We start from the raw sequence: 25,686 nt of genomic DNA, 5'->3' as shown, positions 1-25,686 counted from the left end.
AGGTGCAAAGATGTGATTTTCAGGAATTTGGTCGGATGGCTGGTTGAAGTAGAAGTCCTACTGTTCTGACCAGAATCTCTTTTTGGCAAAAGCCTTGCACGAGCCGGATTTGAAATACTTTTCCAGCGACCGTGCGTTCTGCTCGGTTTCAACCGAGACATAGGAAAGTAGCTTTGGTGGCAGATGTTTTCGGGTGGAAACGACATCGCCATTCTGATGCGACGCAAAGCGACGTTTCAGGTCATTGGTTGACCCGACATACACATCATCATTTGAAAGTCTGAGGAAATAAACATACCACATCGGGTAATCTGCCTCCCTGCGCCAAGGCTTCGGGAGACACCCAATGCCATTTTGGCTCCGTGTGGCCTGCCACCCGAAGCCCGTAGGGCATAGGGTGGCAGAGAGGAGGGGATTTTCCTTTGCTCTCTTCAAAATCGATAAAAAACAAACAGTTAGTTCCGTTGCTCTGTTTCGGAATGTAACACTGCGCTGTAACAGTTTCAACGGTTTCTAAGTGTTTTATTTTATAGTTAGTTTCTAACAGCGCTTGAATTTTTACGAAATTGAAAGCGATATGGTGAAGAATTGTTGCAGTGTCGCTTGGCATTAAGCATACGGCCACGATTGGGTGATTTGTGTCGAAATTCTCTAGCCTGATATCTACAGCTAGAGAATTGAGCTGATTTTTAAGTAGCTTGTTTGATTGTAATTTCGCTGGCGATACGAGTGATCGGTCTTCAGGATCTAATCGTGGTTCGCGGCGTTTCAGGTGCGTACAGCAGTCTGCGTAGCTTCAGGGATTTGCATATTGAGCCAATTGAGAAGCCAAGCTAAGATTGCAAAAATGTTCTTTAAATGGGCGTGTTCAGGATTCGAAGTTGACAGAAAAACCACAGTTATCCGAAATAAATCAAAAGCTTGAAGCGGATTTTCCTAAGCTGTTGACTGCTGTGGATCTGTTCAGCGGTGCTGGCGGGTTGACGTTAGGTTTGAAGCAGGCTGGATTTAGAGTTCTCGCTGGTGTTGAGATCGAAAAAGTTCCAGCTCGAACATTTCAACTAAATCATCCTGACGTGCATTGCTTTAACAAAGATATTCGGGAGCTAGGGGCCGTGGAGTTGCTTAGGGCAATAGGTCTTAAGCGTGGAGAACTTGATCTGCTTGCGGGTTGCCCACCATGTCAAGGCTTCTCAACCTTGCGTACCAGAAAGAAAACTAAAGCTGTTTCAGATGATCGGAATGATCTTCTTTTCGAATTTCTGCGTGTTGTTGAGGCATTGGCTCCTAAAGCTCTAATGATGGAGAACGTTCCTGCGCTGGCAACGGATTCCCGCATTAGAATGTTCCTAAAGCGCATCTCTGCTCTGGGCTATAAAGTTGGACGCCGAAATGTGCGGGTCGAAGACGCTTCTGAGTATGGTGTCCCTCAGCGTCGCTTTAGGATGATTTTACTTGCTTCAAAGGTTGGGCAGGTAGATCAGGCAGATAAGTCGGACGTCATTACGGTTAGGAAATGCCTCGATGCTGTGAAGCTCGCTCCAGTTGGTGAGGCTGATGATCCACTGCATGACCATATTTCTAAAAGGACAGAACGGGTTATGGAGATCATCAGGAACATTCCGAAAGACGGTGGTTCAAGAATCGCCTTGCCAGATCATCTTGTCCTAAACTGCCACAAGGATAAGAAATCTGGGTTCCGAGATGTATATGGCCGAATGTCTTGGGATGAAGTTTCTCCTACTATGACGGGGGGATGCGGAAACCCCTCAAAGGGTAGGTACTTGCACCCGGAAGAGGACCGCGCGATTAGTCTGCGAGAGGCCGCTCTGTTCCAAACTTTTCCGGCTGATTATCAGTTCGACCTGTCCGGCGGTAGGGATAAAGTCGCCTTAATGATTGGAAATGCGTTGCCTCCTGAGTTTATCCGCAGACACGCGGTGAAGATTTCTGAAACATTAGCTAGCGGTTAATGATCTCTGGGTATCGCAGAAAAAATCACTTGCTTCTGAATGGCTCGAATTCATCGAAGCCAATTCTAGTAATTTCTTGAGTCATGTTTTGTGCAATTCGCAATGCTCGCTTGTACTTTAAGTTTGCAAGCCAGCGGTAACGTACTTTCTTGCTGTCTGTTACAAAATAACCTTTATCTCTGCGATTATATTTTATTGGGACATATCCCACGGAAGGCTCTATTGAGCCAAAGTTCACAGCGCGAGATTTGGTGTAAGATCTCGATGGTACGGACAAAGCAACGAGTTTTATTTTGTGCTGCTCCTCTCCATGTGGGACAACAATGTCTGGCGAACCCGTTGTTGTTGTATCCAAGGGAATGAAGAAAAACGATCCGGTACCTCGTACAGTGTCACAGGTTGCTTGTAGGCAAAGAAAATAGCCATCTTTCTTCGAGTACATGACGGAGCCAAGACCTAGTCTTGGAGGAGTCTCTTTGTGTACACTGCTGATCTCGCTGGTAGCAGAGTTTGTGAGGAAAGAGAATTCATGCATGTTTGACTCTGCTGCTTCCAAGCTGTCAGAGAACAAAGTTGAAAAGTTTTTGTTAAACTGATCCTTCGATGGTACCGGACTTTCTTGTTTATTATCCTGTCTTTTAAGGGCATCGTCTTTTTTTGTTGCGTTCCATTTCTTAAATCCTTCCTCGATCAAGGTTATGACATCTTCAGAATTTAAGGTAAACTTCTTGAGTTTTTTATTATTGTTTAAGTAATGCAAAACAAATTTTTCTGGACTTTGCGGCATTGCATCGAGCCGGCGCTTTATGGCTTCGGGGGTGGCATGGTTCGAGATAACTTTTGACTTGTTAACCTCTGATTTCAATGTGCTCATGACTATGGAAACCGCGTAGTCCATCGAATCTGTATTGTTCTCTAGAAGAGAGCGGTGGTGGAAAAATGGTCCATCCAATTCAGCAGAAAACTTGCTTAAAACGTGGTGAGTGGTGTCACGCATCGACGAAATTGTCGCTAATGCTACGTTCGAGAGCAAGCCATTGGACAGTTTTGCAAACTCGCGGAGTAGTTCTTTAGGTAGTTCGGCTTCGCTTAAGGCGCTCTTAAGTCTTTTGTTGCCCATCCTTTTCTCGCGCCAAACAATGCGTAGGCCAGTTGTATTAGTTACAGTTTCACCGTTGTGCGTGACCTTTTGTTTTAGTTGCTTCGCTGAGTTCAATCGCTTTGCTATAGCTTCCAGTATGCTTTTTCGATCTTTGTTGCCTGTATATATGGCAATGAGTCGAAGGCGCCCTCCGGATTTTTCATCAGCGATAAGTATTTGCTTAATAATTTCGGAGGCGAGGTTGCCTTCATCGCCTTTGTTCATGTGCCAGTCTAGCGAAACGATGTCCGCACGAACTGCAGCCTGTGAGACGCTTTTAGGTATATTGACTTCGTCGCCGGTAGGGTTCACCACTGAGCAAACCAGCCCTAAATCAAGTGCGCTTTTGATCAGGCCTTTTGCGTCAAGCGGGTGACTGTGTTTTGCGTCGGTCGGTGGCTTGTCCTTCGGTGCGTGTTTTGCTGCAGCAGAATCTTTTCTTCCGGGTTTCCTCACTGTCGTCGTGGGGGCTTTTTCAAGCGCTTCAGCAATAGGTTCATCATCCACAACAATCATTGTGTATGCGAAGGAGCTGGCTGCTTTGTATTGGTCTTCAGAAAAAGTCATCGCATGAAATGTCCGGAAAATTTACTGAGATACTCTCGATATGCGGAAGCAAGCGCCTGTTCCTTGAATTGGTGGATCGAGTGTTAACTCGTATCCAACTCGTTCAAGTGCTTGTCGCGAGATATGCAATCCCATCCCTCGCCCACCAGCTTTACGGGTAAAGTTCATTTCAAAAATATTGAGAACGTCAATGCTGCTTACCCCCCGCCCATTGTCTTTAACGCATAGATCATCCCCATCTTTTGTTAGTTCGATCTGGCCTTGATTGTTCTTTTTGGCGGATGTCCAATGAATCGCGTTATCAACTAAATTCACGAAGACAGGGTAGAAGTCTGCTTGAAAACCTTCGATAACGTGTTCTCTAAACCCCTGATCTGCACTCAGCTTGACGCTGTGGCGTTCTAGGCGTTTCTCGAAGAGATTTGATACAAACCGAAAGATCTCATGCCCCGTGATTTGAACCGCTGTTCTTTGCAGTCTGCGATCAAGTGGATTGAATAATGCGAGGTAGTTATCCAAATGATCGAAACTCACTCGCATGTCATCATATAGGCTCTTCATTTCGGGGTTAGCGCTGGCCCACGATTTCATGCGTCTTAAGCCGCTTCTGAGGCTTCCTGCTGTCTTGCCAAATTCATGATTGATTGTGTTTAGTGCCATTCCAATCTGCGCCAGTTCAAAGTCAGCATCTTGGCGCTCCCGTAGTGCTACCACTTCTTCCTCAAGCGCTTCGGTCACTTCAATGAAGTCTGTTCCATCCTTCTGCAGTGATGTCAGAATAGCTTCCAGTTGGCTGGATATACGGCGAAGGTTTTCGCTTTCTTTCTCGAAGGTTATGCTGACAGAGTTTTCGAATTCTTCTCTTTTTGCTGAGAAATCGAACTCAGTTTGTTTTGCATCCTTAAGTGTTTCGAGTTCTACTCGAACATCATCTACTGCCTTGGAAACAGTTCTGAAGCTATTTTTTGTATTTTCTCTTATGATCTTTGTTAAGTCTGTTAGGGATTCCTCGGTCTGAGTTCTTAGAGATTTTATTGATGTAAATGCTTCTTTTGCGTGCTTGTCCACTGCAGCATACAGGCGCTTGCCAGGATCAAGGTTAAGTTTGTTGTCGTGGATTGTTGAGGTAATAAATTCTTCGATTTTCTTTTCTGTAGGCAACAGAGTACGCTTAACAAATCGATCAAACTCAGATTGATATGCTTGCCAGTTGTTCCGAATTTTGTTGTTCAGCCCGATGCCTCGTGGCTTGGTAATTGCGCTATCTTTCCGAATTTTATCAATAGTTTGCTTGGCTTCATCTTCTAGGCGAGCGATTGCAAGGGCTTTTGTCTGTGCTGGCTTTTTACTATTTAGTTCAGCTTCGACCCGGCTCTTAAGCGTTTCGAGGGCATTTGCAGCGGATAGAGGGAGGGTGCCTGAATCCAGTTTCTCGAAAAATTCCTCTAGTTGTGTTGCAAACGCATTCTTCTTTTTTCTCGAATGCTTTTCTCGCTGCTTCCTGACATCATCAAGATGTTGCAGTTCATTGCGTTTTTCGTTCCATTCTTCAGAATACTTACCCTTCTCACCAAAAAAGTCGGCTGCGGACTGTATGAAAAAGTTCATTAAAATGCTGCGGAACTGGCGATAAGCTTTATCTTCTCTGAAGCCCTCGCGACCTGCCTTCTCGACAAGGTTTGCATTGTCGCCAGATGTTAGCTCGATGGCTCCCATAATGTTTCTGAACGAGTAGTATGCTGTTCCAGCTCGCAGATTTCGTCTTCTCTCAACATCTAGAAAGTCGAAGTCAGGGCCTCCATACGGCTGAACCCTAACTCCGTCTTTGTAGATGTAAATGCCGCCATGACGCTCAAGCTTACGTCGAATAAGCGCGTGTTCTGTGGGTTCTACTAGTGAGTCCCGCGGAGTTGGTTGAATCACGGCGATAGAAAAATCGAACGGGCCGCACTTTGTGGGTTTGCCGTCAGCATTATCCCAGTTGAGCACATATTCAGTAGGGGTGGTTTGGTAAACGCCTACCTTCCCATGAAATTGGCCGTATTCATCGAATCTGCCGCGGATATGGTGGTCAACTTGTTGAAATTCATTCGGACTAAAGAACGCTTTTTCACCAACACGCTCGATAGGCTCGCCCTCGTCAATATGATCGCGGAATTGTGTTACAATCTTAGGCTTTCGAAACTCTGGCGTCATTGTGTTCGTGAAGCCGATAAGGTTTTTCTCAAACCTAGTGGGTTTCGTTGGTTCTTCGCGAAGATCGATGTCTTCTTGGATAATCTCGTCAGCAGGTAAGATATAGAAATGTGTTCCTGTGCCTTGTCCATCAAAGGAGGGGGTTCCGAGGTAATCAGCTGTGTCACGGGGGTCTACCGCGAAGGCATCCATGTCCTGCTTTATCTGTGTGACAATATTATCCTCAATCCGGTCTGACAGATTATCCAGATTCTGGCGTACAACATCGACCATGGCTTGGACGTCGTCGTGATCAGGTAACGCTTTTGCGCTAAATGTTTCGACGGGGATGGTTATCTCTTCTAGGTCGATGCCCGGAAGTTCAAAAAGGCCCCAATGAATATAGGCGGCGGTTATGGTGGCTTCGGCTTTACCAGACACTTTAGCTCGTGTGAGAACAAGTACCTGTCGGCCGATTACAGCTATGGCGAGGCGCCCGATGCCTTTCTCTCCAAGAAGAGGGCGTGGCTCTTGGCTTTTGTCGACCGCTGGACGGTTCAGTCCAGCACTTGAGCCAACTTTGCTGTCTGTTCCAAGCGTCAGCCATCGCTCTTCAAAGTCAGTCCGCGTCATACCCAACCCATTGTCCCGGAGCACAAAAAGGCCATCATCGCGAAAATAATCTACTTCGGCGGTAGTCGCATAAGCGTCATGAGCATTTTTGAAAAGCTCGCTAATTGCGGTAGAGATGTTGGCGATCTGTTGGCGACCAAGAAGATCAATGGTTCGCGCTCTGATATGAAATTTTGCCACCTAGTTCCCATTCGAAGTAATTGTATCGTCTGCAGCTGCGCAAGGCGAAGTCTGTTGTAGTTCCAACGCTATCCCGGAAATCCTGTCCTGCCAAGGGATCACTGTCTACAGCGGCAGTTGAAGCTCTGAGCTATGGTGGTCGAGAGGTCTGAGGGCATGGTGATCTTGCAATGTTGGATCTAAGTCGGGGTGCGGTAAATAATTTGCGTATAATGCTTGGTCTCTAATGTTAAGGAATAACCCGGATTGATTTCACGTTCAAGTTGCATTGTGTGTAAGAGACTCTGTCCAATATGACGCAAATAGGTGCTGTCAGCAGTGAGTTGGGGGTTTTCTTTGTTTGCGTGTCAATGCAGTTCGCGATGTTTATTGATCGGGTGCCAAATGTGGAAACTGTGCTCTCACTTCGATCAACTGAAAAAGCAATATCGTCTGATAATTCTCTAAGTTTTTCGAAATGTACTTGATTGCTGAAGTGCGGTGGCTGCATACCGCAGCATTCTGTTGAGCATTTGGTCAGAGTGATTGCGTTTGGCTATGAACGCTAGGTGATATTCCCTAGATCACGCCATCGCATAACAAGTTACTGAGGCAGGGCAGAAAGCACCTCGGTTATTTGGAGATAGAAACCGATATAACTTTAGCGAATTGCCAACATTGTCGAAGGTGGGCGTATAACAAACAGCTAGCGATGCTTTCCGAGATCATCGAGAAGGTGAACAGTCTGTTCGAGGGTGACCTGACCGATGATGACAAGCTGGTTTACGTGAACGATGTCATCAAGACCAAGCTTATGGAGTCACACACATTGACCCAGCAGGCAGTCAGTAATTCGAAGGAACAGTTCGCCAACTCGCCAGACCTCAACGCGGAACTTTTCAATGCAATCATGGATGCGCTTGCTGCCCACACGTCGATGAGCAAGCAAGCACTGGATTCCAAGAAGGTGCAGGGGGGCTGAAGGACATTCTGCTTGGTCCGGCAGAGCTGTATGAGTCACTTCGTGCGATAGCAGCGAGGGGTGAGGATAGGCCCTCCACGCAAGCTTGAAGGCTTCGGGGTATGCAAAATGCATGGCGCAAGGGGTGCATAGGGTGAAGCTAGAAGTCGGCTTCTTCATCATCTTCAATCTCTGGGAGATACTCTTGGAGTGCGATCACGAGTTCAGGGAGGCGACGACCGAAATAGATGTCTAATGCCCGTGCTGCGATTGTGGTGTTCTGTGGGAGCTTCTTGCCAAACTCACGGGACATTCTATCGGCATAATCGTTTGCCTGACTTTCAAGCCATTGTTCCATCTGTTCGTCGTCCAGCGGTTCGCGTTCGCGCTTGTTAAAGGCATCGCGAGCACGTCTCCAATCGTCAAAGTTATAAGCTTCCTCGCCAAGAGCTTTCTCTGCTCGCCTCATTATTGCGACCTGACCATCGGAAATGCCTGAAGCATCGCATACTTGCTTCTTTGAGTATGTCCCAAGGAGCACCAGCCGCCATGCATAGTTCTGACGTTCGGACGTGATCATGGGCAGCTTGGTTTTGCTGTTTGCCTTGCCTGCTTCAAGAACGGCTTCTTCGAGTGACCCTTGGAAATACTGAACAGGAACAGGCTTGGTAACATTTGCCAGCTTGTAAGATGCCCTGCGATGGTGACCGTCAATCAAGATCGCTTTGTCGCCTACCTGAATGACAGTCACGGCATCGAGAACCCCTTCAACTCGGATCGCACGGCGAAGCTCATGAATATGTCTTTCATCAAGTTCCCGAGGTTGAAAGAGTTCGGGGTGCTCAATGATTTGGCTTATGGGGAGTTCAGGCGGCAAATCTGATAAAGCCTGCCCCGAGACAAAGTCCTTTTTGAGTTCATCAAGGGTTTCTTTGGGTGGGAACCAGATGGGTTCATCATCATGCTCATGGGCAGATGCTGCGGTGGATGTTGCTGTCATGGCTATTGCATCTCCTGAATAGCGTTGATGATGGTCAGCTTTTCAGCCTGCTTGGCGTTTGCTTCTTCGATCTCCTTCTTGGCAAGGACTGCTCCTGCCAGTGCGAAGACTTCAATAGCTGACTGACCAAACTGCTGAGAGGTTCTCGCCGGAAGGTCACGGTAAACCCGTTTCACTTTGCCAGTGCTGTGGTCGAACCAAGTACCTGCATTCACATCCGATAGCCCGCGCAGACGTCTGGTGAGTTGATGAAGAAAGCCGTTCTGATCTCGAAAGCGCATAGGGTGTTGGGTTTGAAGGATGAACATCGCGAGAGCCGTGCAGGATATGTCGCCGAACTCCACCGTCTCGTGAATATTAACAAGTTCGCGGGAGGTCATAACGAGATGTCGGCTCATTGCTTTGCCATTTAGATGGTCCTTCAGCACTAGCCGAGCGTTTTCAATAAGCTGTTCCCATCGCGTTTGAAGGGTGGTCCAAAGCGGACTGTCTTGATTGCGGGCTTTACGCCTTCTTACGATCTCGATATATGGCTTCAGTTCCGTCTTGGTCACTCCGGTTTGGTTCGAGTGCCCGTGGCGTCGCTGTCTGTTTCTGTGGGTGGAGCACAAAGTGCCCCATCGGGTTGTCGGCTTGTGACACCCGTTCATTCGGCATGTGGACATGTGATTGATTAACCGTTTCTTGTGCCCGTCCCCTCACGGACAGGAAGGAATAAATAGACGCAAAGGCTCAGGCGGTGGCGGAAGCAATGATCTTGTGAACCGCACCGACCGACAGACCAGACTCCTGCGATATTTTTCTGACAGACAGCCCTGTGTTTCGTGCCTTGAGAACTTCAGACCGCTTCTTGTTGTCAATCACCGGTCGTCCAAGCTTCTTGCCGTTTGTTCTGGCTCTATCAAGTCCGGCAATAACACGTTCACGGATCATGGATCGTTCAAACTCGGCAAAGACACCCAGCATCTGAAACATCGCTTTGCCTGCTGGCGTGGTTGTGTCGATCCCTTGCTGATGCAGGAACAGGTCAATGCCGGATGAATGCAATTCACCAAGGAAAGTCACAAGGTCTTGCAGGCTACGGCCCAATCGATCCACAGACCATGCCATGATGACATCGAAACGGCGTCTGGTGGCGTCATGGCACATACGGTCAAACGCTGGTCGATCCTTACGGCCTTTGGCTCCTGATATGCCTGCATCTTCATAGACCTCGACAATCTCCCAGCCAGCTCGCTCTGCCACTTCTGTCAGATGTTGGCGCTGGTTCTCGGTGGTCTGATGATCGGTTGAGACGCGAAGGTAAAGTGCTGCCCGTTTCATCTCATTCCTCCATCAATTCCGAGATTTGGCGCAGGTACAAATTCGCTGGTGCGCTGACAAAAGCAACATGGTTGAGGTTCATGAAAATTGACTGGTATCCACGCTCGCTTTGAACGCGCAAGAACTGGTCACTTCTGACCTCATGGATGCTGTGTTCAAGTTCTAGTAGGTCTTCGGTTACTTCCTCGCACATGAAGAAGCTTTCCATCTCACCACTGTTAAAGTGAACTTGTAAGCAATTGGTCCACTCGATGGGATCAATGTCAGGGTTCTTTTTGATAAAAGCTTCGCAGAGTTTCTTGAGGCTTGGCTCCAAGTTGTCGATCTCGTCATTTTCGAGTGCGCTATAGACTTCCGGGTGTTCAAAGTCGGGCATGGCTTCCACATCATCATGAATCAAGCTGACTTCTCGAAAGTGAGCTGGGTTGATGAAGAGTACGCGATTGTTCAACGTTCCTGCTGACAGCCACCGTGAAACATTCTGTTGAACCGGGACATAAGCCGGATCATGCAAGCAACTGACGAGGCGGGTTCGTTCTTCTTCATCAATCGGGAACTCAAACGAAGCAGCGTTGGTTCGGAGTCGGAGTGTTCCAAATGGGATATCAGGGTTAATCAATGAGAAGGGAGACTTGGATTGTTTCGCTGAGTTTGAGGTTGGACCAACGAGTTCTTCGACGCTGCAGTGAAGGACAACAGCCAGTGCTTTGAGTTGTGAGACGCTCGGTTCGGTCTTTCCGTTTTCCCAACGTGCAATTGACTGTTGAGTTGTGCCGAGCTGTTCTGCAAGAGCAGTTTGGGTCATTTGTATGCGGGAGCGCATTTCTTTGATTTTCATAAATACTCACATTTTGCGTTTTGATACTCATAATATGATGCATTCACGCAATTCACGTCAAGTGTTTTGATCGCACTAAAAATGCGTTCTCGCTTTTGTGTTCGTAAAAGGAATGGTTTGTGAACGCCCATACAGGGCACGACAAGTCGTTGATAACCGGCGGGTTCAGTCGTGAGAAATCACAGGGGATTTATGAACGTATCCGGCCTAATGTTCTGACCGCTAGGGGATGCTTAGTTTTGTGGAGGTCAACATGATGCAAGAAAAGACCGTCCCCCGGAGGGGGTAAAGTCGCCCCGCCTCATACATAATACCCGCTCAGATTTTTCCGCCGAAAATCAGTCGAGTTAGTCTTTCAGATGGGAGAGGTCGAGAGCGCGGTAATTCAGTTTCGACATTGCTTCGTTGAGCTTCTCGAGGAAGTAGCCTCGACCATACCTTGCCGACATCCCGCGTTCGCCGTGACCTTGAAGTGCATCCATGATTTCTTTGGGGACATCACTGTCGCGGCAGGCATCCTCAAAGCTATGTCTAAAGCTGTGAAAAGCGTTCTTGGGATGCCTTACGCCACAAGCAATGAGAAAGTTGTTGAAGAACTTTGAGAACGGTGAGGAGTAGTACCCATCGTAACCCATAGGTAAGTCTGGAAACAGACGTTTGGACTTTGCTTTCCGCTGCGCTTCGATATGGCTGAGAAAGCCGAAGTTAATAAGTTCAGCGTGGACAGGTATGATTCGCTTTGCGTTGTTATTCTTCAGGCGTTTGTCATCGCCATTCTTGTTGATGTCGAAGTGCAGTATTCCGTGCTCTTCGCGAACATCTTCCACATAAAGCTGGATGATCTCGCCCAGCCGTGCGCCAGTGAAGAGTGCGATCAGCGGCACCCAGAACCGACCTGATTCTTTCATGATTAGGTCGCCGGATGACTTCCATTCGCGCTTAGACTTGCATCCAGTGAATAGCGGTGCTCGGAAGATAGTGTTCAATTCTTCAGTGGTGAAAGGGTCGCGTTCCTCGCGGACGTCCGCTCTTAGTTTGATCTTCAGGCCTTTGAGCGGGTTCAGCGGAGCATCGTCGTAGTTGTTTTCTGCCCAATTCCAGAATGATCCAACAAACCCGATCAGCTTGTTCACATTCTTCTCGCTCATTGGCTTGAGGCCAAGCTCCTTCGCCTTCGCTGCAGCCTGTTCAATCGGAATACCTGCAATAGTAGTATGCTTGGTCCAGTTCGGCGGCAGGTTCAATAGGACGTTCTTAAAGGCACGACCATGCGCTTTTGTGTATTTGTTGATGGGGTGGTCACCTGCGATATCAACGAAGTGTCCCATCCATATGCGATGCTCTTTTTCCGTCTTAGGAACCCAAGTGGTGCGAGCTTTTTCGTCTGCCCACTGCTCAATGGCGGCGGAGAGCTTTATTGTGGTTGATCCAATAGGGGGCATGGCAGCATTAGACGGGGTTTCAACAACTTCACCGTCATTGCGAGCCTTGATTGACTTAGCGGCCCGAATGGAGGCTGCCTGCAGCTCTCTTGCAAGCTTTTTGAGGCTTGATGACGTTGGTGAAAGGTTGATGTCAACGCCATCCCAGCTAAGGATGTCTTCTGCTTCGCCTATAAAGAACGGATCAGCTTTGCCTCTGGCGTAGTTGTGTTTGTTGTCTTCGGTCATTGCCTCCCCAAGTTCACTATACTCATCGAACGTTGGTCTTGGGGTCGGGTGTAGCTCTGCATTCACATCATCGGGATCGTAGAAACCCTCAAGGCGCGTTTCTTCATCCTCATCCAAGCGTGATGCGAAGTACATTTCGCCAAGTCGCTTGATTTGATTGTCAGAAAGCTCGTCGATGTATGGGCGGGTTTGCAGTGCTATTTGCCGACGGTGTTTCTCAAACTTGCTGTCTGTTTCCGCCGCAGCGATACGAACAAGCTTCAAGGCTTGTTGGTAATTACTGGTTTTTAAGGAGAACGTTTCCTCGGTTTTGGGGTATGTGCCCTTAATATCAACCGGTATAGCTGCACGGTGATAGTAAGTTGCCCCACGGCGATATAAGCGAGGATGTCCAGTCATCTTTTCCATAGCTCCACTGTAACAGTCCAATGGAACAACGGGAATATAAAACGCAGTAATGACAGCGCTTTAGGGGATTTTTGGGGTTTTCAAGGATTGTGGCAGAGAGGAGGGGATTCGAACCCCTGAGGGGCTTACACCCCAACACGCTTTCCAGGCGTGCGCCTTAAACCACTCGGCCACCTCTCCACATGCGATCTATATATCGCGAAAGCGGGCGGACATTAGCCGACCCGCCCTTGCTTGACAAGGGCCAATCAGCCTCTTTTTTCACTTTCGGGAAATCCGCCCTAAAACAGCGCTGACGGCGGCTTTGATCAAGGCTGTCAGGGTTGAGAAAACGTGGTCTGGCGCAATCTTTACTTCTTATTGAGGTCTGATGACTAATGTTTCATGTCAGGGTTCTCGACCTGCAAGATAAATAACACTGAAACCCTGCAACACTTTACGTCGATGGGGTCTTGCCGTTAGGGTGTCTGCATAATTTTCTAATATACCCATCCTTGCGGGGTGGTGCGGAGAAGACAATGTGGTTTTTCAGGGCGTTGGGATGGTTGTTGCTTTTCGCCAGCATTGCGGTGCTGGTCGATGGGGCCATCACGGCGCTTCAGACAGGTAGTTTTCGTCTGGCAGCCGCCGGAGAGCTCTGGTATCGCCTTGATGCCGGAAGCCTGAACCTGTTGCAATCGGTCATACAGCGTTACGTTTCGGTCTGGATCTGGGACAATATCTTTGTCCCTGTACTGCTGGCCCCGGCCCTTGTGGTGCTGTTTGTGCCGGCCGTCGTGTTGCTGGTGCTGACCCGCAAACGCAAACGTCAGCGTATCTTCTAATTTCCAAACCATCATCAATCTGAAATCTCGCAATCTTTGTGCGGGGCTGTTTGCGGGTTTAGCCCAATGTCGGCTTGTCTGTCGTTTCGTCAGGCGGCACACTGTCGCCAACTATTCCCGACCACGGACAGGCAGCAGGCATGAAAGCATGGATTTGCACCGCATTCGGTGAAGAACCGCAGTTGATCGAACACCCTGATCCGGTGGCCGCTCCAAACGCGGTGGTGATTGAGGTTGCGGCCTGCGGGGTTAATTTCGCCGATAGCCTGATCCTGCAAGGAACCTATCAAAAGCGCCCCACCGGCGCCTTTTCCCCCGGTTTTGAAGTCAGCGGCACTGTGATGGAAATCGGCGATGATGTGCGGGGCATTGCGGTGGGGGATCGTGTCATGGCCCTGCCCGATTGGGGCGGCTATGCCACCCGGCTCATGGTCGATGCGTCCCTTGTCATGCCTTTACCCGATGAAGTTTCATTTGACGCATCAGCAGCCTTTCAAATCGCATATGGTACAAGCTGGTTTGGTTTGAAGTATCGCGCCAACGTACAGCCGGGCGAGATTGTTCTGGTCCATGGTGCTGCGGGCGGTGTTGGGCTAACCGCGGTTGAATGCGCCAAACTGCTGGGGGCGACGGTGATCGCCACGGCGGGCGGGGCGGAAAAATGCCAGATCGCGCGCGACCATGGTGCCGATTACGTTATTGATTACAAAACGCAAAGCATCCGGGATCGGGTGCGCGACATTGTCGCCGGGCTTAACCGCCCGCCGGGGATGCAGGACGGGGTTGACGTGGTCTATGACCCGGTTGGTGGGGATGTGTTTGACCAAAGCCTGCGCTGTGTGGCACCCGGTGCGCGCATCTTGCTGATTGGCTTTGCCAGTGGCACCGTGCCGCAAATCCCGGCCAATATTCTTTTGGTCAAGAATGTCGCGGCCATGGGCTTTTATTTTGGCGCCTATTTACTGCAAAATCCCGACATTGCGCGTGCCGGCATGGCGGAACTTGTCGCGATGTTGTCGGCGGGTAAAATCACTCCGATGATTTCACGCCGCTATCCCCTGTCGGACGCTATGCAGGCCCTTGCTGCGATTGCCGATCGCACCGCAACCGGCAAGCTCGTGATCACCTGTCAGGACGCCTAAGGTGGCTGTTGTTTCAACAAAGTCTGATATTAAGCAAATCGCCGGATTTTATTAATTAATTCCTTGGTATAGGATGGCGCTGTCCCACTCGATGATCTACTGGAACCCGCGGTAATGCCCGACGACAAAAAAATGCCTGATGCTGTGTCATCGTCTGCCAAGACGCGCGATCAGTATGAAAGCTATCCTTATCCGGCACGCGATCCGGACGATGAGGATAAGCGCCTGATCACAGGCTCTCCGGGCAACTGGGATGAGGTGGTGCATTTTGTGTTTGGCGGGCGCGACCCTTCCGCCAAAGGCAAAATCAGGATTTTGGTTGCCGGTGGTGGAACCGGGGATGCCTTGGTGATGCTGGCCCAGCAGGCCCGGGACCGCAAGGCCAAGGCGGAAATTGTCTATATCGATCTGTCCGAAAGCTCGCGCGCCATCGCCGAGGCGCGGATCAAGCGCCGCAATCTTGAAAAAAACGTCACCTTTGTCACCGGTTCCTTTGTCGATCTGGCGGTCGAACATGGCCCGTTTGATTATATTGATTGCTGCGGCGTGCTCCATCACCTGCCTGATCCGGATGCCGGATTACGCGCATTGTCTGATGCGCTCAAACCCAGTGGTGGCATGGGGTTGATGGTCTATGGTGAGCTCGGGCGCACCGGCGTCTACCATATGCAGGAAATGATGGAGCGCATGAACGCCGAAGCCGGCGGGGCGCGACGTTTGAATTTCGGCAAGGCGCTGTTTAACAGCCTGCCGGGCACCAACTGGCTCAAACGCAATCCGTTTGTCGGTGATCATGTCCACGGCGGCGATGCCGGGTTTTATGATCTGTTGCTCCATCAACAGGACCGGGCCTACCGGGTGGATGAGGTATTTGATTTCACCGAACAGGCTGGTTTGCGTCTTCAGAACTTTGTCGAACCGATGCGCTATGACCCGACGACCTATTGTTCGCGCCATGATGTGCTTGACCGGGCGGTGCATGTGCCGTTTCGTGCGCGTGCCGCCCTGGCCGAACTGATGGCGGGCAATATCACCAAGCACACATTTTACGTGGTGAAGGCCAAAAACAAGGTCAAACCGCCGATGCCATCCGAAGACGCCATTCCGTTCTTTACCCGTGTGGATGGGCCCGCCTTGGCACGCTCGGTTGCCAAAACCGGCAACATCAAAATCACCTTTACCGGCCTTGCCGTGACCCGCACCATGCCGGCTGCCAGCCCGGCGATCCTGTCGCGGATTGATGGCAAACGCAGCATCGGCGAGATTTATAAGATGTTTGACCCCAAGCCGGAAAAATACGAATTCAACGCGCAGTTTGCCGTGATGTATTCGGTGCTGAGTGCGGCAAACATCATGTATTTGCATCTGCCCGAAAAGAAGTAAGGCGGACCTTCCTTGCGTCGTTGCGCAAAAAGAAAACCGGTCAACAGGGATGTGACCGGTTTTCATATACGCACCCTCCAACGGGGGAAGTCGGAGTTGCGTTCAGGGAGATCGAAACATAAGCGCCTTATTTGGCGCTTGGGATTCTCAAGGCGCTCATCAGAGCGTCAATAACCTGCAAGGGGAATGAAAGTGGCCCCTGAAGGCGAAACATACGGGCAGACATTTTAAATCTCTTTGGTTTGGGGCAAAGGCGTAAAGCCTAGGCTTTCCAGAATGGCTTGGCAGCTTCGCGACGGGCGTCAAAAACGTTCCAGCCAATATCGCGCAGCATACGGGAGTCCATCACCGCCAGCTTCTGACGCAGGTCATAGCGTTTAACCCACTGGCGCGGCATATCCATCAGGGTGATGGTGGTGTTTGGACGACGGGTGGTGACAAAGGCACCGGCATCTTTGGTGATCGCGACCATGATCTCATTCCTTCAATCTTACGGCCTGCTCTCAACAATTCGCGGCCGAGTGTCTGTGTTTTGTGTCTCTGAATTCTTCTAAACTCAGGGTTAAACCTAAAAACACTTGCGCTCAAACCATCTTTAGTCATCATTGCATGAGTTTTAGTCATGCAGAGCCCTCCTCATGAAACGTCGCCCTTTGCCGTTAAATGCGCTTCGTGCCTTTGAAGTGGCCGGTCGTCTTGAAAGTTTCACCAAAGCGTCACATGAGCTTAACGTGACCCAAGGCGCCGTCAGTCGACAGGTCCAGCACCTTGAAGATGTGCTTGGGCGCAAACTGTTTGATCGGCAGCACCGCAGTTTGAAACTGACACGTGCCGGGCGGAACCTGTTGCTTGGTTTGACCCCGGCCTTTGATGCGATCGAACAAACGGTGGCCAAGGTCGAGGACCGCGCCGATGACACCCAGTTGCGTGTGCTCGCCCCGCTGACTTTTTCCATGCGCTGGATCGTGCCGCGTCTCGGCCGGTTTCAGATGGAACACCCCGATCTTCAGGTGCAACTGGGCACCTATAATGATGACAAGGCCCCGGTCGATTTTAACGAAACAGACATCGCCATCCGGTTCGCCGACATTCAGGACGAACAACTGGTACACGAATTTCTGACCGGCGAACGATTGCTGCCGGTCTGTCACCCCAACTTGGCCAAGCAGCTTAAAAACCCCGAAGACCTTGGCGATGTGACCTTGTTGCACTGCTCGGCCTCACGCGAAGATTGGCGGATCTGGCTGGCCGAAACCGGGATCAAGGGGGTCGATGCGGATCGCGGTCCGGTCTTTGCCACCCTTGATATGGCGATGGAGGCCGCGGCAAGTGGCTTTGGCGTGGTGATTTCGGACCCGGCGATGATCGGCGAATATGTTGTCACCAACCGCTTGACCGTGCCGTTCAACTTGCCGGTCGACAGCCCCTATGCCTATTCGCTGTGCTATCCCGAGGGCCGATTGGAACGGCGTAAGGTCCGTGCCTTTCGCAATTGGTTGATGGCGGAAATCCGACTTGAAACCGAAAGAAGAAAATTGGCACAGAAAGACTAAATAACGTGATGATGCCTTGAAAATGCACCATTTTATCCTTCATCTATGCACTGAAGCGGTTCTAATGAACGAACTGAAACGGTAGTATCAGGGTGACAGAATGTCCGGTATCGTGATCATGTTGCTTCACGGGCCATCGCAATGGGTTCGCGCTGTTTTGAATGTCGCAAAAAAAGACCAGACCAGACCAGTTCAGGGGAAAGACGATTAGTCAGATGATCGCGCATGCTGTCACGCGGGCCGTGACTGACACCAAAACGATCACCAGGTCCTTGCCCCGCAGGCTTGCGGGCATTGGATCGGGCATCGCAATAGGGGCCTTTTTGACGTTTTCTGTTCCGGCACAGGCCGAGGAAATGCCAAAAATCATTGCTGCACCCACCATATCGGTTGATGAAGAGCAACTGGCACCTGTCACCACCGTGTCCCATGGCATCTCGCTATATGGTGATATGAAATACGGGCCGGATTTCCGGAATTTTGACTACGTCAATCCCGATGCGCCCAAGGGCGGCACATTGGTACAAGGCTCAAGTGTCTCGTTTGACACGTTAAATCCCTATACCCTGAAGGGCACAGCCGCCTCCGGGCTTGGCCTGATGTATGATAGCCTGATGGTCGGAAGTGCCGACGAGCCCAGCACGCACTATGGCCTGATCGCGCGCAGCATCGAATACCCCGCCGACCGGTCCTTTGCCATTTTCCATCTTGATCCGCGGGCGCGTTTTCAGGATGGGACCGACATCACCGCCGACGATGTCGTCTTTTCGTTCAATATCCTGATCGAAAAGGGCAGCCCGGTCTATCGCCAGTATTATGCCCAGGTCGATAAGGTCGAGGCGCTTGATGATCTCACCGTGCGGTTTGACTTCAAACCGGGCAATAACCGCGAACTGCCGATGATCGTTGCCGACTTGGCCATCATGCCCAAACATTATTGGGAGGGGCGCGATTTTTCAAAGACCACATTCGATATTCCTGTAGGAAGTGGTGCCTATAAGATACAAAGTATCGAAGCCGGGCGACGCATCACCTATGAACGGGTAAAGGATTATTGGGCGGCTGATTTGCCGGTCAATCGCGGCAGCAATAATTTTGATACCATCCGCTATGACACCTACCGCGATCTGGATGTTGAACGTCAGGCATTCTTTGCTGGTGAATATCTGGTCCGAAGCGAACATTCATCGCGCGAATGGAACACCGCCTACAACACACCCGCCGTGCAAAACGGCGAGATCAAAAAAGAATTCCTGCCCGATAATCTGCCAAACGGCATGCAGGCCTACGTGTTTAACACCCGAAAACCGCTGTTTTCTGATCGCCGGGTGCGCGAAGCCTTGCAATATGCCTTTGATTTTGAATGGCTGAACCGCGCCATGTTTTATGGCGCCTATAAGCGCAACGTCAGCTATTTCGCCAATTCCGAACTGGCCGCAACCGGTCTTCCGACCGGCGAAGAACTTGGCATCCTCAAGGGCTTCAAAAGTAAGCTTCCCCCTGAACTGTTTACCGAACCACCATATCTGCCCAATTTCGATCCACCCAATGGCCGACGCGAAGCTTTGCGTCATTCGATCAAATTGTTGCAAGAAGCTGGCTGGGAATTGCGCGATCAACAATTGATCAACAGCAAAACCGGCCAACCGTTCCGCTTTGAGCTGATCATCCGCCAGCCGGGGTTAGAAAAAATCGCACTGGTCCTTAAGGCCCGCCTGCGTCAGCTTGGCGTCACCCTTGATATCCGTCTGATTGATACCGGGCAGTGGATCAACCGCATTCAGGCCTATGATTTCGATATGACGACGTTCTGGTGGCAACAAAGCCTGTCGCCAGGCAATGAGCAGCAAATTTTCTGGTCATCGTCGGCCGCCAATCAGCCCGGTACGCGGAATTTTGCCGGGATCAGCGACCCGGTGATTGATGAGCTGATCGGGCTTGTGATTGATGCCGATAATCGTGAAACGCTGGTGCAGCGCGTGCGCGCCCTTGATCGTGTGCTGCAATGGGGATTTTACGTGATCCCGCAATATTATCTTGGCGGGGATCGGATGGCCTATTGGGATGTGTTTGGACGGCCTGATACCGTGCCGCTTAAGGGCACCTCGGTCATGACCTGGTGGATTGATCCCGAAAAATCCCGAAAGCTAAACAAGGGGGGGTACTAGGCAATGCTGAATTATATCCTGCGCCGCCTTTTGCTGATCCCGGTCACCTTGTTTGGCATCATGGTGCTGAACTTTGCGATCATTCAATTTGCGCCGGGTGGTCCAGTTGAACAAATCGTCGCCCAGCTTCAAGGCGCTGACGTTTCCGCAACCGCACGCATCAGCAATCAGGGCGCTGAAAGTGGCGGCGGTGGTGGTGGCAATGGCGGCGGAAGCAACAATTTCTCCTCCACCTCGACCTATCGCGGTGCACAGGGGCTTGATCCTGAAATCATCAGCCAGCTTGAAAAGCAGTTCGGGTTCGATAAACCGGCCTATGAACGCTTCTGGATCATGATGAAGAACTATCTGACGTTCGATTTTGGCCAAAGCTATTTTCAGGACCGCGACGTCATTGATCTTGTCGTCGATAAAATGCCGGTCTCGATCTCGCTGGGTCTTTGGTCAACGCTGATCATTTATATGGTCTCCGTCCCGCTGGGGGTTGCCAAGGCGGTGCGCGATGGATCAAACTTTGATGTCTGGTCATCGGCGGCGATCATTGTCGGCTATGCCATTCCGGGCTTCCTGTTTGCCGTGATGCTGATTGTTGTCTTTGCCGGGGGGACGTATTTCGATCTGTTCCCACTTCGGGGGTTAACCTCATCGAATTTTGATGAAATGTCGCTTCTGGGCAAAATCGGCGACTATTTCTGGCATCTGGCCTTGCCGATTACCGCATTGACGATTGGCGGGTTTACCACCCTGACCATGCTGACCAAAAACTCGTTCCTTGATGAGATTAACAAGCAATATGTCGTCACTGCACGGGCCAAGGGCCTGACGGAAAAACGGGTGCTTTACGGCCATGTGTTTCGCAATGCCATGTTGCTGGTGATCGCCGGTTTCCCAAGTGCCTTGATCGGCTTGCTGTTTACCGGCTCGGTCCTGATCGAAGTGATTTTCTCGCTCGACGGGCTTGGGTTGCTCGGCTTTGAAGCGGTGATGAAGCGGGACTATCCGGTGATGTTTGCCACCCTTTATCTGTTCACGCTGTTTGGGCTTGTGCTCAACCTGATCAGCGATCTCAGCTATCACTTCGTTGATCCACGGATCAACTTTGATGCGCGGGAGGATTGATCATGCCAAACATCATTTTATCCCCGCTTAACAAACGTCGCATGGCCAACTTCCGCGCCAACAAACGCGGCTATTGGTCGCTTGTTATCTTTGCCATTCTGTTTGTCATCTGTCTGGCGGCGGAGTTTGTCGCCAATGACAAACCGATTTTCGTCAAATACGACGACAACTGGTATGTGCCGATCCTCTCGGACCATCCTGAAACCGCCTATGGCGGCGATTTTGACGTCGAGACGGATTTTTATGACCCCTACATCCTTGGCAAGATCGAGGACCACGGCTTTGCCATCTGGCCGCTGATCCCGTTTTCTTACAACACCATCGATTTTGAAATGCGCGAACCGCAACCGGCCTCGCCGTCCGCTCGCCATTGGCTCGGCACCGATGACCTTGGGCGCGATGTGCTTGCACGCCTGATTTACGGGTTTAGGATATCTATCCTGTTTGGTCTGGCACTGACCGCGATCAGTTCGGTGATTGGCATTGCGGCCGGGGCGGTGCAGGGCTATTTCGGCGGCTGGGTTGATTTGGGTGCGCAGCGCGTGATCGAAATCTGGTCTGGCTTGCCGCAACTGTTCATCCTGATCATTCTTGCCAGCCTGTTTGCACCGGGGTTCTGGACGTTATTGTTCATTCTTGTGCTGTTTAGCTGGATGACCCTGACCGGCCTTGTCCGTGCCGAATTCCTGCGTGCGCGTAATCTTGAATATGTCCGTGCGGCCCGTGCGCTTGGCATGACAGATACCCGGATCATGTCTCGCCATGTTTTGCCCAATGCGATGGTGGCGACCATTACCTTCCTGCCGTTTGTTTTGAACGGGTCGATTGTCGCACTGACCTCGCTTGATTTCCTGGGGCTTGGCATGCCACCCGGTTCGCCATCGCTTGGGGAATTGCTGGCACAGGGTAAAAACAATCTTCAGGCACCTTGGCTTGGCCTGACGGCCTTCTTTGCCATCGCGTTGATGTTAAGTTTGTTGATCTTCATCGGCGAGGCCGTGCGCGATGCCTTTGACCCGCGCAAAACGTTTTAGGAGTTGGCTATGACGACCCCCCAATCGACACAGCCGCTTCTGGTGGTAAACGACCTTTCGGTAAACTTTGCCGGTATTCCCGCTGTTAAGGGCATTTCATTTTCGATGGGACGCGGCGAAACCATGGCCCTTGTCGGCGAAAGCGGATCGGGAAAATCGGTCACAGCCCTTTCGATCCTGCAATTGCTGCCCTATCCGCGTGCGACCCATCCATCGGGCTCGATCACCTTTGACGGCACCGAAATGGTCGGGGCGGATGAACGCACGCTGCGTCAAATCCGGGGCAATCGGATTTCGATGATATTTCAGGAACCGATGACCTCGCTGAACCCGCTCCATAACATCGAAAAGCAGATCGGCGAGGTGTTGCTGCTTCATAAAGGATTGCGCGGCGGTAAGGCACGCGCACGCATTCTCGAACTGCTTGATCTGGTTGGCATCCCCGATCCGTCGTCACGGTTGAGGGCCCTGCCCCATGAACTCTCGGGCGGGCAGCGTCAACGCGTCATGATCGCCATGGCGCTTGCCAATGAACCGGAACTTCTGATTGCGGATGAACCGACCACGGCATTGGACGTCACCATTCAGGCCCAGATTCTTGAGCTGCTGCAAGATTTGCAGTCAAAGCTTGGCATGGGTTTGTTGCTGATCACCCATGATCTGCAAATCGTTCAGAAAATGGCGCAAAACGTCTGTGTGATGAAAGACGGCGAAATCGTCGAACGCGGAACAGGCCATGGATTGTTTGAAAATCCACAGCACCCCTATACCCAAAAATTGCTGGCCGCCGTGCCAAGTGGCAATGCACCGGATTTGCCCGAAAATGCCGCTGACCTTCTTGAAACCAGCAACATTCAGGTGCGCTTTCCGATTGGCCGCAAAGGATTGCTTGGCCGCCCCGAAAGCTACCTTGATGCGGTCGATCATATTTCACTGACATTGAAGCAGGGCGAAACGCTTGGTATTGTCGGGGAAAGTGGATCGGGTAAGACGACCCTTGCGATGGCAATCCTGCGTCTGTTGAAATCCGATGGTGACATCCGGTTTGGCGGCAAGGATATCCGCAAATTTGCCGGGGCAGATTTACGCACCCTGCGCCGCGACATGCAGGTGGTATTTCAGGATCCGTTCGGATCGCTCAGCCCGCGCATGTCCATCGCCCAGATCGTCGGCGAGGGGCTTGAAATCCATGAACCGGACTTAACCCCGGCCGAGCGTCAAAAACGCATTTCCGAGGCGCTTGTTGAGGTCGATCTGCCGCAAAATGCCATGGACCGCTATCCGCATGAATTTTCCGGGGGCCAGCGCCAACGCATTTCGATTGCCCGCGCATTGGTCCTAAAGCCGCGCTTTATCGTACTGGATGAACCAACGTCGGCCCTTGATATGTCGGTACAGGCGCAAATTGTTGAATTGCTCCGCGATTTGCAGGCACGCCACAAGATGGCCTACCTGTTTATCAGCCATGATTTGCGGGTGGTGCGCGCACTTTCACATCGGGTGATGGTGATGCAGAACGGTAAACTGGTCGAAAGCGGGGCGGCGGCGGACGTGTTTGATCATCCGCAGCAACCCTATACCAAGGCGCTTCTGGCCGCGGCCCTTGATCTGCGTGCAGCCGGGACAGATTTTGTCAGGAACTGATTGCGGACAGATACCGGTATTAGATGCTACAAGAAGTTAAATAAGCTACTGAAAACAAGGTGATAAACGTGAGCATTTCGTTGATGGCGTCTTTTAAGCAGCCAAAAGCCAATGCCAACGCCAGCGCTAACTTGGCCTTCCTGCGGCGGACCGCTGTGGGCATGCTTGCCATGATGTTAAGTGCACTTGTCTTTATGATGGCGGTTGCCCCGGCCAATGCATCATCGAAAAAAGAACCCGCTGCCGAGGAAGAAGTCGCCAATACCGAACCGGTCATTCCCGATACAGTGATCATCCCCGATCCGGTGTCACTGACCGTCGTGCTGCCCAAATCTGGGACCATTCGCCAACTTGTTTTCAACATCTGGCTTGAGGCCGCGACCAAACAGGATGTCGAGGTGATCGAAAGCCGGATGCCAAAGATCATCAATGCGTTTCTGGTTGATTTGCAACGTCTGATGTACCGCGATACTCAAAGCCGCTTTGAAAACCGCGAACCGGGCAAACGTGGCTTTAAGTTTGACGCGCCGGCCTTGTTGCCACCCCCGCCTGCCAAAACCGAAGAAGAACTTGAGGCTGAGGCAAAAGCCGCCGAAGAAGCGGCCGAAAAAGGCGAGGAAATCACACCCGAGCCGCCTTTTAGTCCGTTTGCGCCCGTGCCGAACCGCTATTTCTCGGCGCTTCAGTTCCAGTTGCAGAAAACGGCACAATCCATCTTGCCACCAGATACCCTGCGCTCCGTTCAGGTTCGCAAGTTCTATGATCGCTGGCCGGGCGATGCCAAGCAACGCTAACGCTAACGCGATCACTCCCCTGAAATGACGTTCTGACCCACCCTTTATATCCGCCGGTTGCAAATTTTGTTGCGGTGCTGCCGGTTTATCCTGTGATGGGTTTAAGGGTGTGTTGCCTTTAATCTTCGCACCTGATCCGGTCGTGATGACGCATTGTCATGAGGCATTGCACAACACGCACTTGTGCAATCGGAATGGCGTGATATGCCGATGACGTCCTTTGCACCGGAGATCACCCATCATGCCGTTTGAAACCTGGCTGAGTTTTGCCGTCCTTGTCTTTTTGCTGGTCCTGACACCGGGGCCCAGTGTTCTGATCGGGATGTCGCATGCGCTGCGCTATGGTGCGCGCCCGACCTTGATGACGGCCTTGGGCGATGTGACAGCAAACATGATCCAGATGGTGGTTGCTGCTGTCGGTCTTGGGGCGCTTCTGGCAACGTCGGCGACGGCATTCGCGGTTGTGAAGTGGTGCGGGGTTGGTTTTCTTCTGGTGATGGGGCTAACAGCCCTTTTCCGCAAATCCAGGGCAAACAAGGTTCAGAACGATATCAAAACGAACCCGGCGGGCCACTATGAACCCGTCCGTCGCCGTAAACTGTTCCGCGAGGGTTTTCTGGTCGCGGCGGGCAATCCAAAGGCCATCGCGTTTTTCGGGGCATTGTTCCCGCAATTTGTCGATCCGACCGCCGCCTTGATCCCGCAGTTGCTGATCCTTGGTGTGACCTTCGTTGTTCTTGATTACACATTCGTAATGATTTACGCGATGGGGGCCGCCCGGGTGATGCCTTGGCTGGTGCAGCGCGGTGGGACAAATGTGGTGGCACGGGTCTCCGGGGCTGTTTTGATCGCTGCTGCGGCCCTTTTATCGCTGATTGAGATGCCAGAAAGCAGTGCGGGCACCCGTCACTGACCTTTTCGCGCAGCACGGCGTATCTGGCGAAATTCACCCGCAGTTATCTTATATGTGCTGATTTTAATTCACTTATCCCCTTGTTCTTAAACGTGAAAACAGGGGGATGGGCGAGATGCGCGAAGCAGTTGTTACATACCAACTGGTCTGTATATAGCGATTTTTGGCTGTATAAGAAGAATGGAATTTGCACAAAGGAAAGGATTGCTGCCCTAAATCGTCTTATGGGCGGTCATATTGCGAATTTACCGCCCAAACGGGGCA

Annotated in this window: 21 protein-coding genes and 1 tRNA gene; 12 read left to right on the top strand and 10 right to left on the bottom strand. The window is 51.1% G+C overall.

Annotated elements, in window-relative coordinates; translation table 11 throughout:
* Nucleotides 1-57: 57 nt before the first annotated feature.
* Entirely contained in the window at nt 58-303 is a 246-nt protein-coding gene (locus tag COO92_RS20725) for a GIY-YIG nuclease family protein (RefSeq protein WP_101304845.1), read from the bottom strand.
* A gap of 578 nt (nt 304-881) precedes the next feature.
* On the opposite strand from COO92_RS20725, the gene COO92_RS20720 reads away from it, so the two are divergent.
* Nucleotides 882-1,973 (top strand): DNA cytosine methyltransferase, encoded by a 1,092-nt coding sequence (locus COO92_RS20720; RefSeq protein WP_206186455.1) that lies wholly within the window; start codon nt 882-884, stop codon nt 1,971-1,973.
* Nucleotides 1,974-1,998: 25 nt separating this feature from the next.
* On the opposite strand, the gene COO92_RS20715 is transcribed toward COO92_RS20720, so the two are convergent.
* A complete protein-coding gene (locus COO92_RS20715) occupies nt 1,999-3,681 on the bottom strand; it encodes a response regulator receiver domain (RefSeq protein ID WP_101304844.1) in 1,683 nt (560 codons plus the stop codon).
* A 21-nt stretch (nt 3,682-3,702) separates the two neighbouring features.
* Nucleotides 3,703-6,669 (bottom strand): ATP-binding protein, encoded by a 2,967-nt coding sequence (locus COO92_RS20710; RefSeq protein WP_101304843.1) that lies wholly within the window; start codon nt 6,667-6,669, stop codon nt 3,703-3,705.
* A 691-nt stretch (nt 6,670-7,360) separates the two neighbouring features.
* On the opposite strand from COO92_RS20710, the gene COO92_RS20705 reads away from it, so the two are divergent.
* Nucleotides 7,361-7,630 carry a hypothetical protein gene (locus tag COO92_RS20705; RefSeq protein ID WP_206186454.1) on the top strand — a complete coding sequence of 90 codons (270 nt, stop codon included), beginning with the start codon at nt 7,361-7,363 and terminating at the stop codon, nt 7,628-7,630.
* A gap of 139 nt (nt 7,631-7,769) precedes the next feature.
* Here COO92_RS20705 and COO92_RS20700 read toward each other — a convergent pair whose 3' ends face one another.
* The 6 genes from COO92_RS20700 to COO92_RS20675 all read right to left on the bottom strand — a co-directional run bounded on the left by COO92_RS20700 (nt 7,770) and on the right by COO92_RS20675 (nt 13,028).
* The gene (locus COO92_RS20700; protein ID WP_101304842.1) at nt 7,770-8,609 is read right to left on the bottom strand and encodes a ParB/RepB/Spo0J family partition protein; all 840 of its coding nucleotides are present in this window, start codon (nt 8,607-8,609) and stop codon (nt 7,770-7,772) included.
* A gap of 2 nt (nt 8,610-8,611) precedes the next feature.
* Nucleotides 8,612-9,163, bottom strand: coding sequence for a hypothetical protein (locus COO92_RS20695; RefSeq protein WP_133125101.1), 552 nt, complete (start codon nt 9,161-9,163; stop codon nt 8,612-8,614).
* A gap of 178 nt (nt 9,164-9,341) precedes the next feature.
* Entirely contained in the window at nt 9,342-9,932 is a 591-nt protein-coding gene (locus COO92_RS20690; protein WP_101304840.1) for a recombinase family protein, read from the bottom strand.
* A 1-nt stretch (nt 9,933) separates the two neighbouring features.
* Nucleotides 9,934-10,770: a transcriptional regulator gene (locus COO92_RS20685; RefSeq protein WP_101304839.1), complete on the bottom strand. Its 837-nt coding sequence runs from the start codon at nt 10,768-10,770 to the stop codon at nt 9,934-9,936.
* Between the two features lie 347 nt (nt 10,771-11,117).
* The gene (locus COO92_RS20680; protein ID WP_101304838.1) at nt 11,118-12,848 is read right to left on the bottom strand and encodes a site-specific integrase; all 1,731 of its coding nucleotides are present in this window, start codon (nt 12,846-12,848) and stop codon (nt 11,118-11,120) included.
* A 90-nt stretch (nt 12,849-12,938) separates the two neighbouring features.
* Nucleotides 12,939-13,028, bottom strand: a tRNA-Ser gene (locus COO92_RS20675).
* A gap of 338 nt (nt 13,029-13,366) precedes the next feature.
* On the opposite strand from COO92_RS20675, the gene COO92_RS20670 reads away from it, so the two are divergent.
* The 3 genes from COO92_RS20670 (at nt 13,367) to COO92_RS20660 (ending at nt 16,197) form a co-directional block, all read left to right on the top strand.
* Complete coding sequence (locus COO92_RS20670) at nt 13,367-13,672, top strand: hypothetical protein (RefSeq protein ID WP_101304837.1); 306 nt, start codon at nt 13,367-13,369, stop codon at nt 13,670-13,672.
* A gap of 140 nt (nt 13,673-13,812) precedes the next feature.
* On the top strand, nt 13,813-14,814 hold the full coding sequence (locus tag COO92_RS20665; RefSeq protein WP_101304836.1) for an NADPH:quinone oxidoreductase family protein: 1,002 nt from the start codon (nt 13,813-13,815) through the stop codon (nt 14,812-14,814).
* 114 nt (nt 14,815-14,928) lie between these two features.
* Nucleotides 14,929-16,197, top strand: a complete 1,269-nt coding sequence (locus tag COO92_RS20660; RefSeq protein ID WP_101304835.1) for a class I SAM-dependent methyltransferase — start codon at nt 14,929-14,931, stop codon at nt 16,195-16,197.
* Nucleotides 16,198-16,459: 262 nt separating this feature from the next.
* Here COO92_RS20660 and COO92_RS20655 read toward each other — a convergent pair whose 3' ends face one another.
* Entirely contained in the window at nt 16,460-16,669 is a 210-nt protein-coding gene (locus COO92_RS20655; protein ID WP_022732673.1) for a DUF1127 domain-containing protein, read from the bottom strand.
* A 166-nt stretch (nt 16,670-16,835) separates the two neighbouring features.
* On the opposite strand from COO92_RS20655, the gene COO92_RS20650 reads away from it, so the two are divergent.
* The 7 genes from COO92_RS20650 to COO92_RS20620 all read left to right on the top strand — a co-directional run bounded on the left by COO92_RS20650 (nt 16,836) and on the right by COO92_RS20620 (nt 25,422).
* Nucleotides 16,836-17,750, top strand: a complete 915-nt coding sequence (locus tag COO92_RS20650) for a LysR substrate-binding domain-containing protein (protein ID WP_022732672.1) — start codon at nt 16,836-16,838, stop codon at nt 17,748-17,750.
* A gap of 323 nt (nt 17,751-18,073) precedes the next feature.
* Nucleotides 18,074-19,918, top strand: coding sequence for an extracellular solute-binding protein (locus COO92_RS20645; RefSeq protein ID WP_240626547.1), 1,845 nt, complete (start codon nt 18,074-18,076; stop codon nt 19,916-19,918).
* A gap of 3 nt (nt 19,919-19,921) precedes the next feature.
* Entirely contained in the window at nt 19,922-21,037 is a 1,116-nt protein-coding gene (locus COO92_RS20640) for a microcin C ABC transporter permease YejB (RefSeq protein WP_101304833.1), read from the top strand.
* 2 nt (nt 21,038-21,039) lie between these two features.
* Nucleotides 21,040-22,071 carry an ABC transporter permease gene (locus COO92_RS20635; protein WP_101304832.1) on the top strand — a complete coding sequence of 344 codons (1,032 nt, stop codon included), beginning with the start codon at nt 21,040-21,042 and terminating at the stop codon, nt 22,069-22,071.
* A gap of 9 nt (nt 22,072-22,080) precedes the next feature.
* Nucleotides 22,081-23,715 (top strand): ABC transporter ATP-binding protein, encoded by a 1,635-nt coding sequence (locus tag COO92_RS20630; protein WP_101304831.1) that lies wholly within the window; start codon nt 22,081-22,083, stop codon nt 23,713-23,715.
* A gap of 68 nt (nt 23,716-23,783) precedes the next feature.
* Nucleotides 23,784-24,509, top strand: a complete 726-nt coding sequence (locus COO92_RS20625) for a hypothetical protein (protein WP_133125100.1) — start codon at nt 23,784-23,786, stop codon at nt 24,507-24,509.
* Nucleotides 24,510-24,750: 241 nt separating this feature from the next.
* Complete coding sequence (locus tag COO92_RS20620; protein ID WP_101304829.1) at nt 24,751-25,422, top strand: LysE family translocator; 672 nt, start codon at nt 24,751-24,753, stop codon at nt 25,420-25,422.
* The last annotated feature ends 264 nt before the right edge of the window (nt 25,423-25,686 follow it).

Source organism: Thalassospira lohafexi (genome assembly GCF_002844275.1).
GTDB lineage: Bacteria > Pseudomonadota > Alphaproteobacteria > Rhodospirillales > Thalassospiraceae > Thalassospira > Thalassospira lohafexi.
The sequence above is the reverse complement of the archived record's forward strand: the minus strand, read 5'-3'. Positions and strand labels throughout refer to the sequence as shown.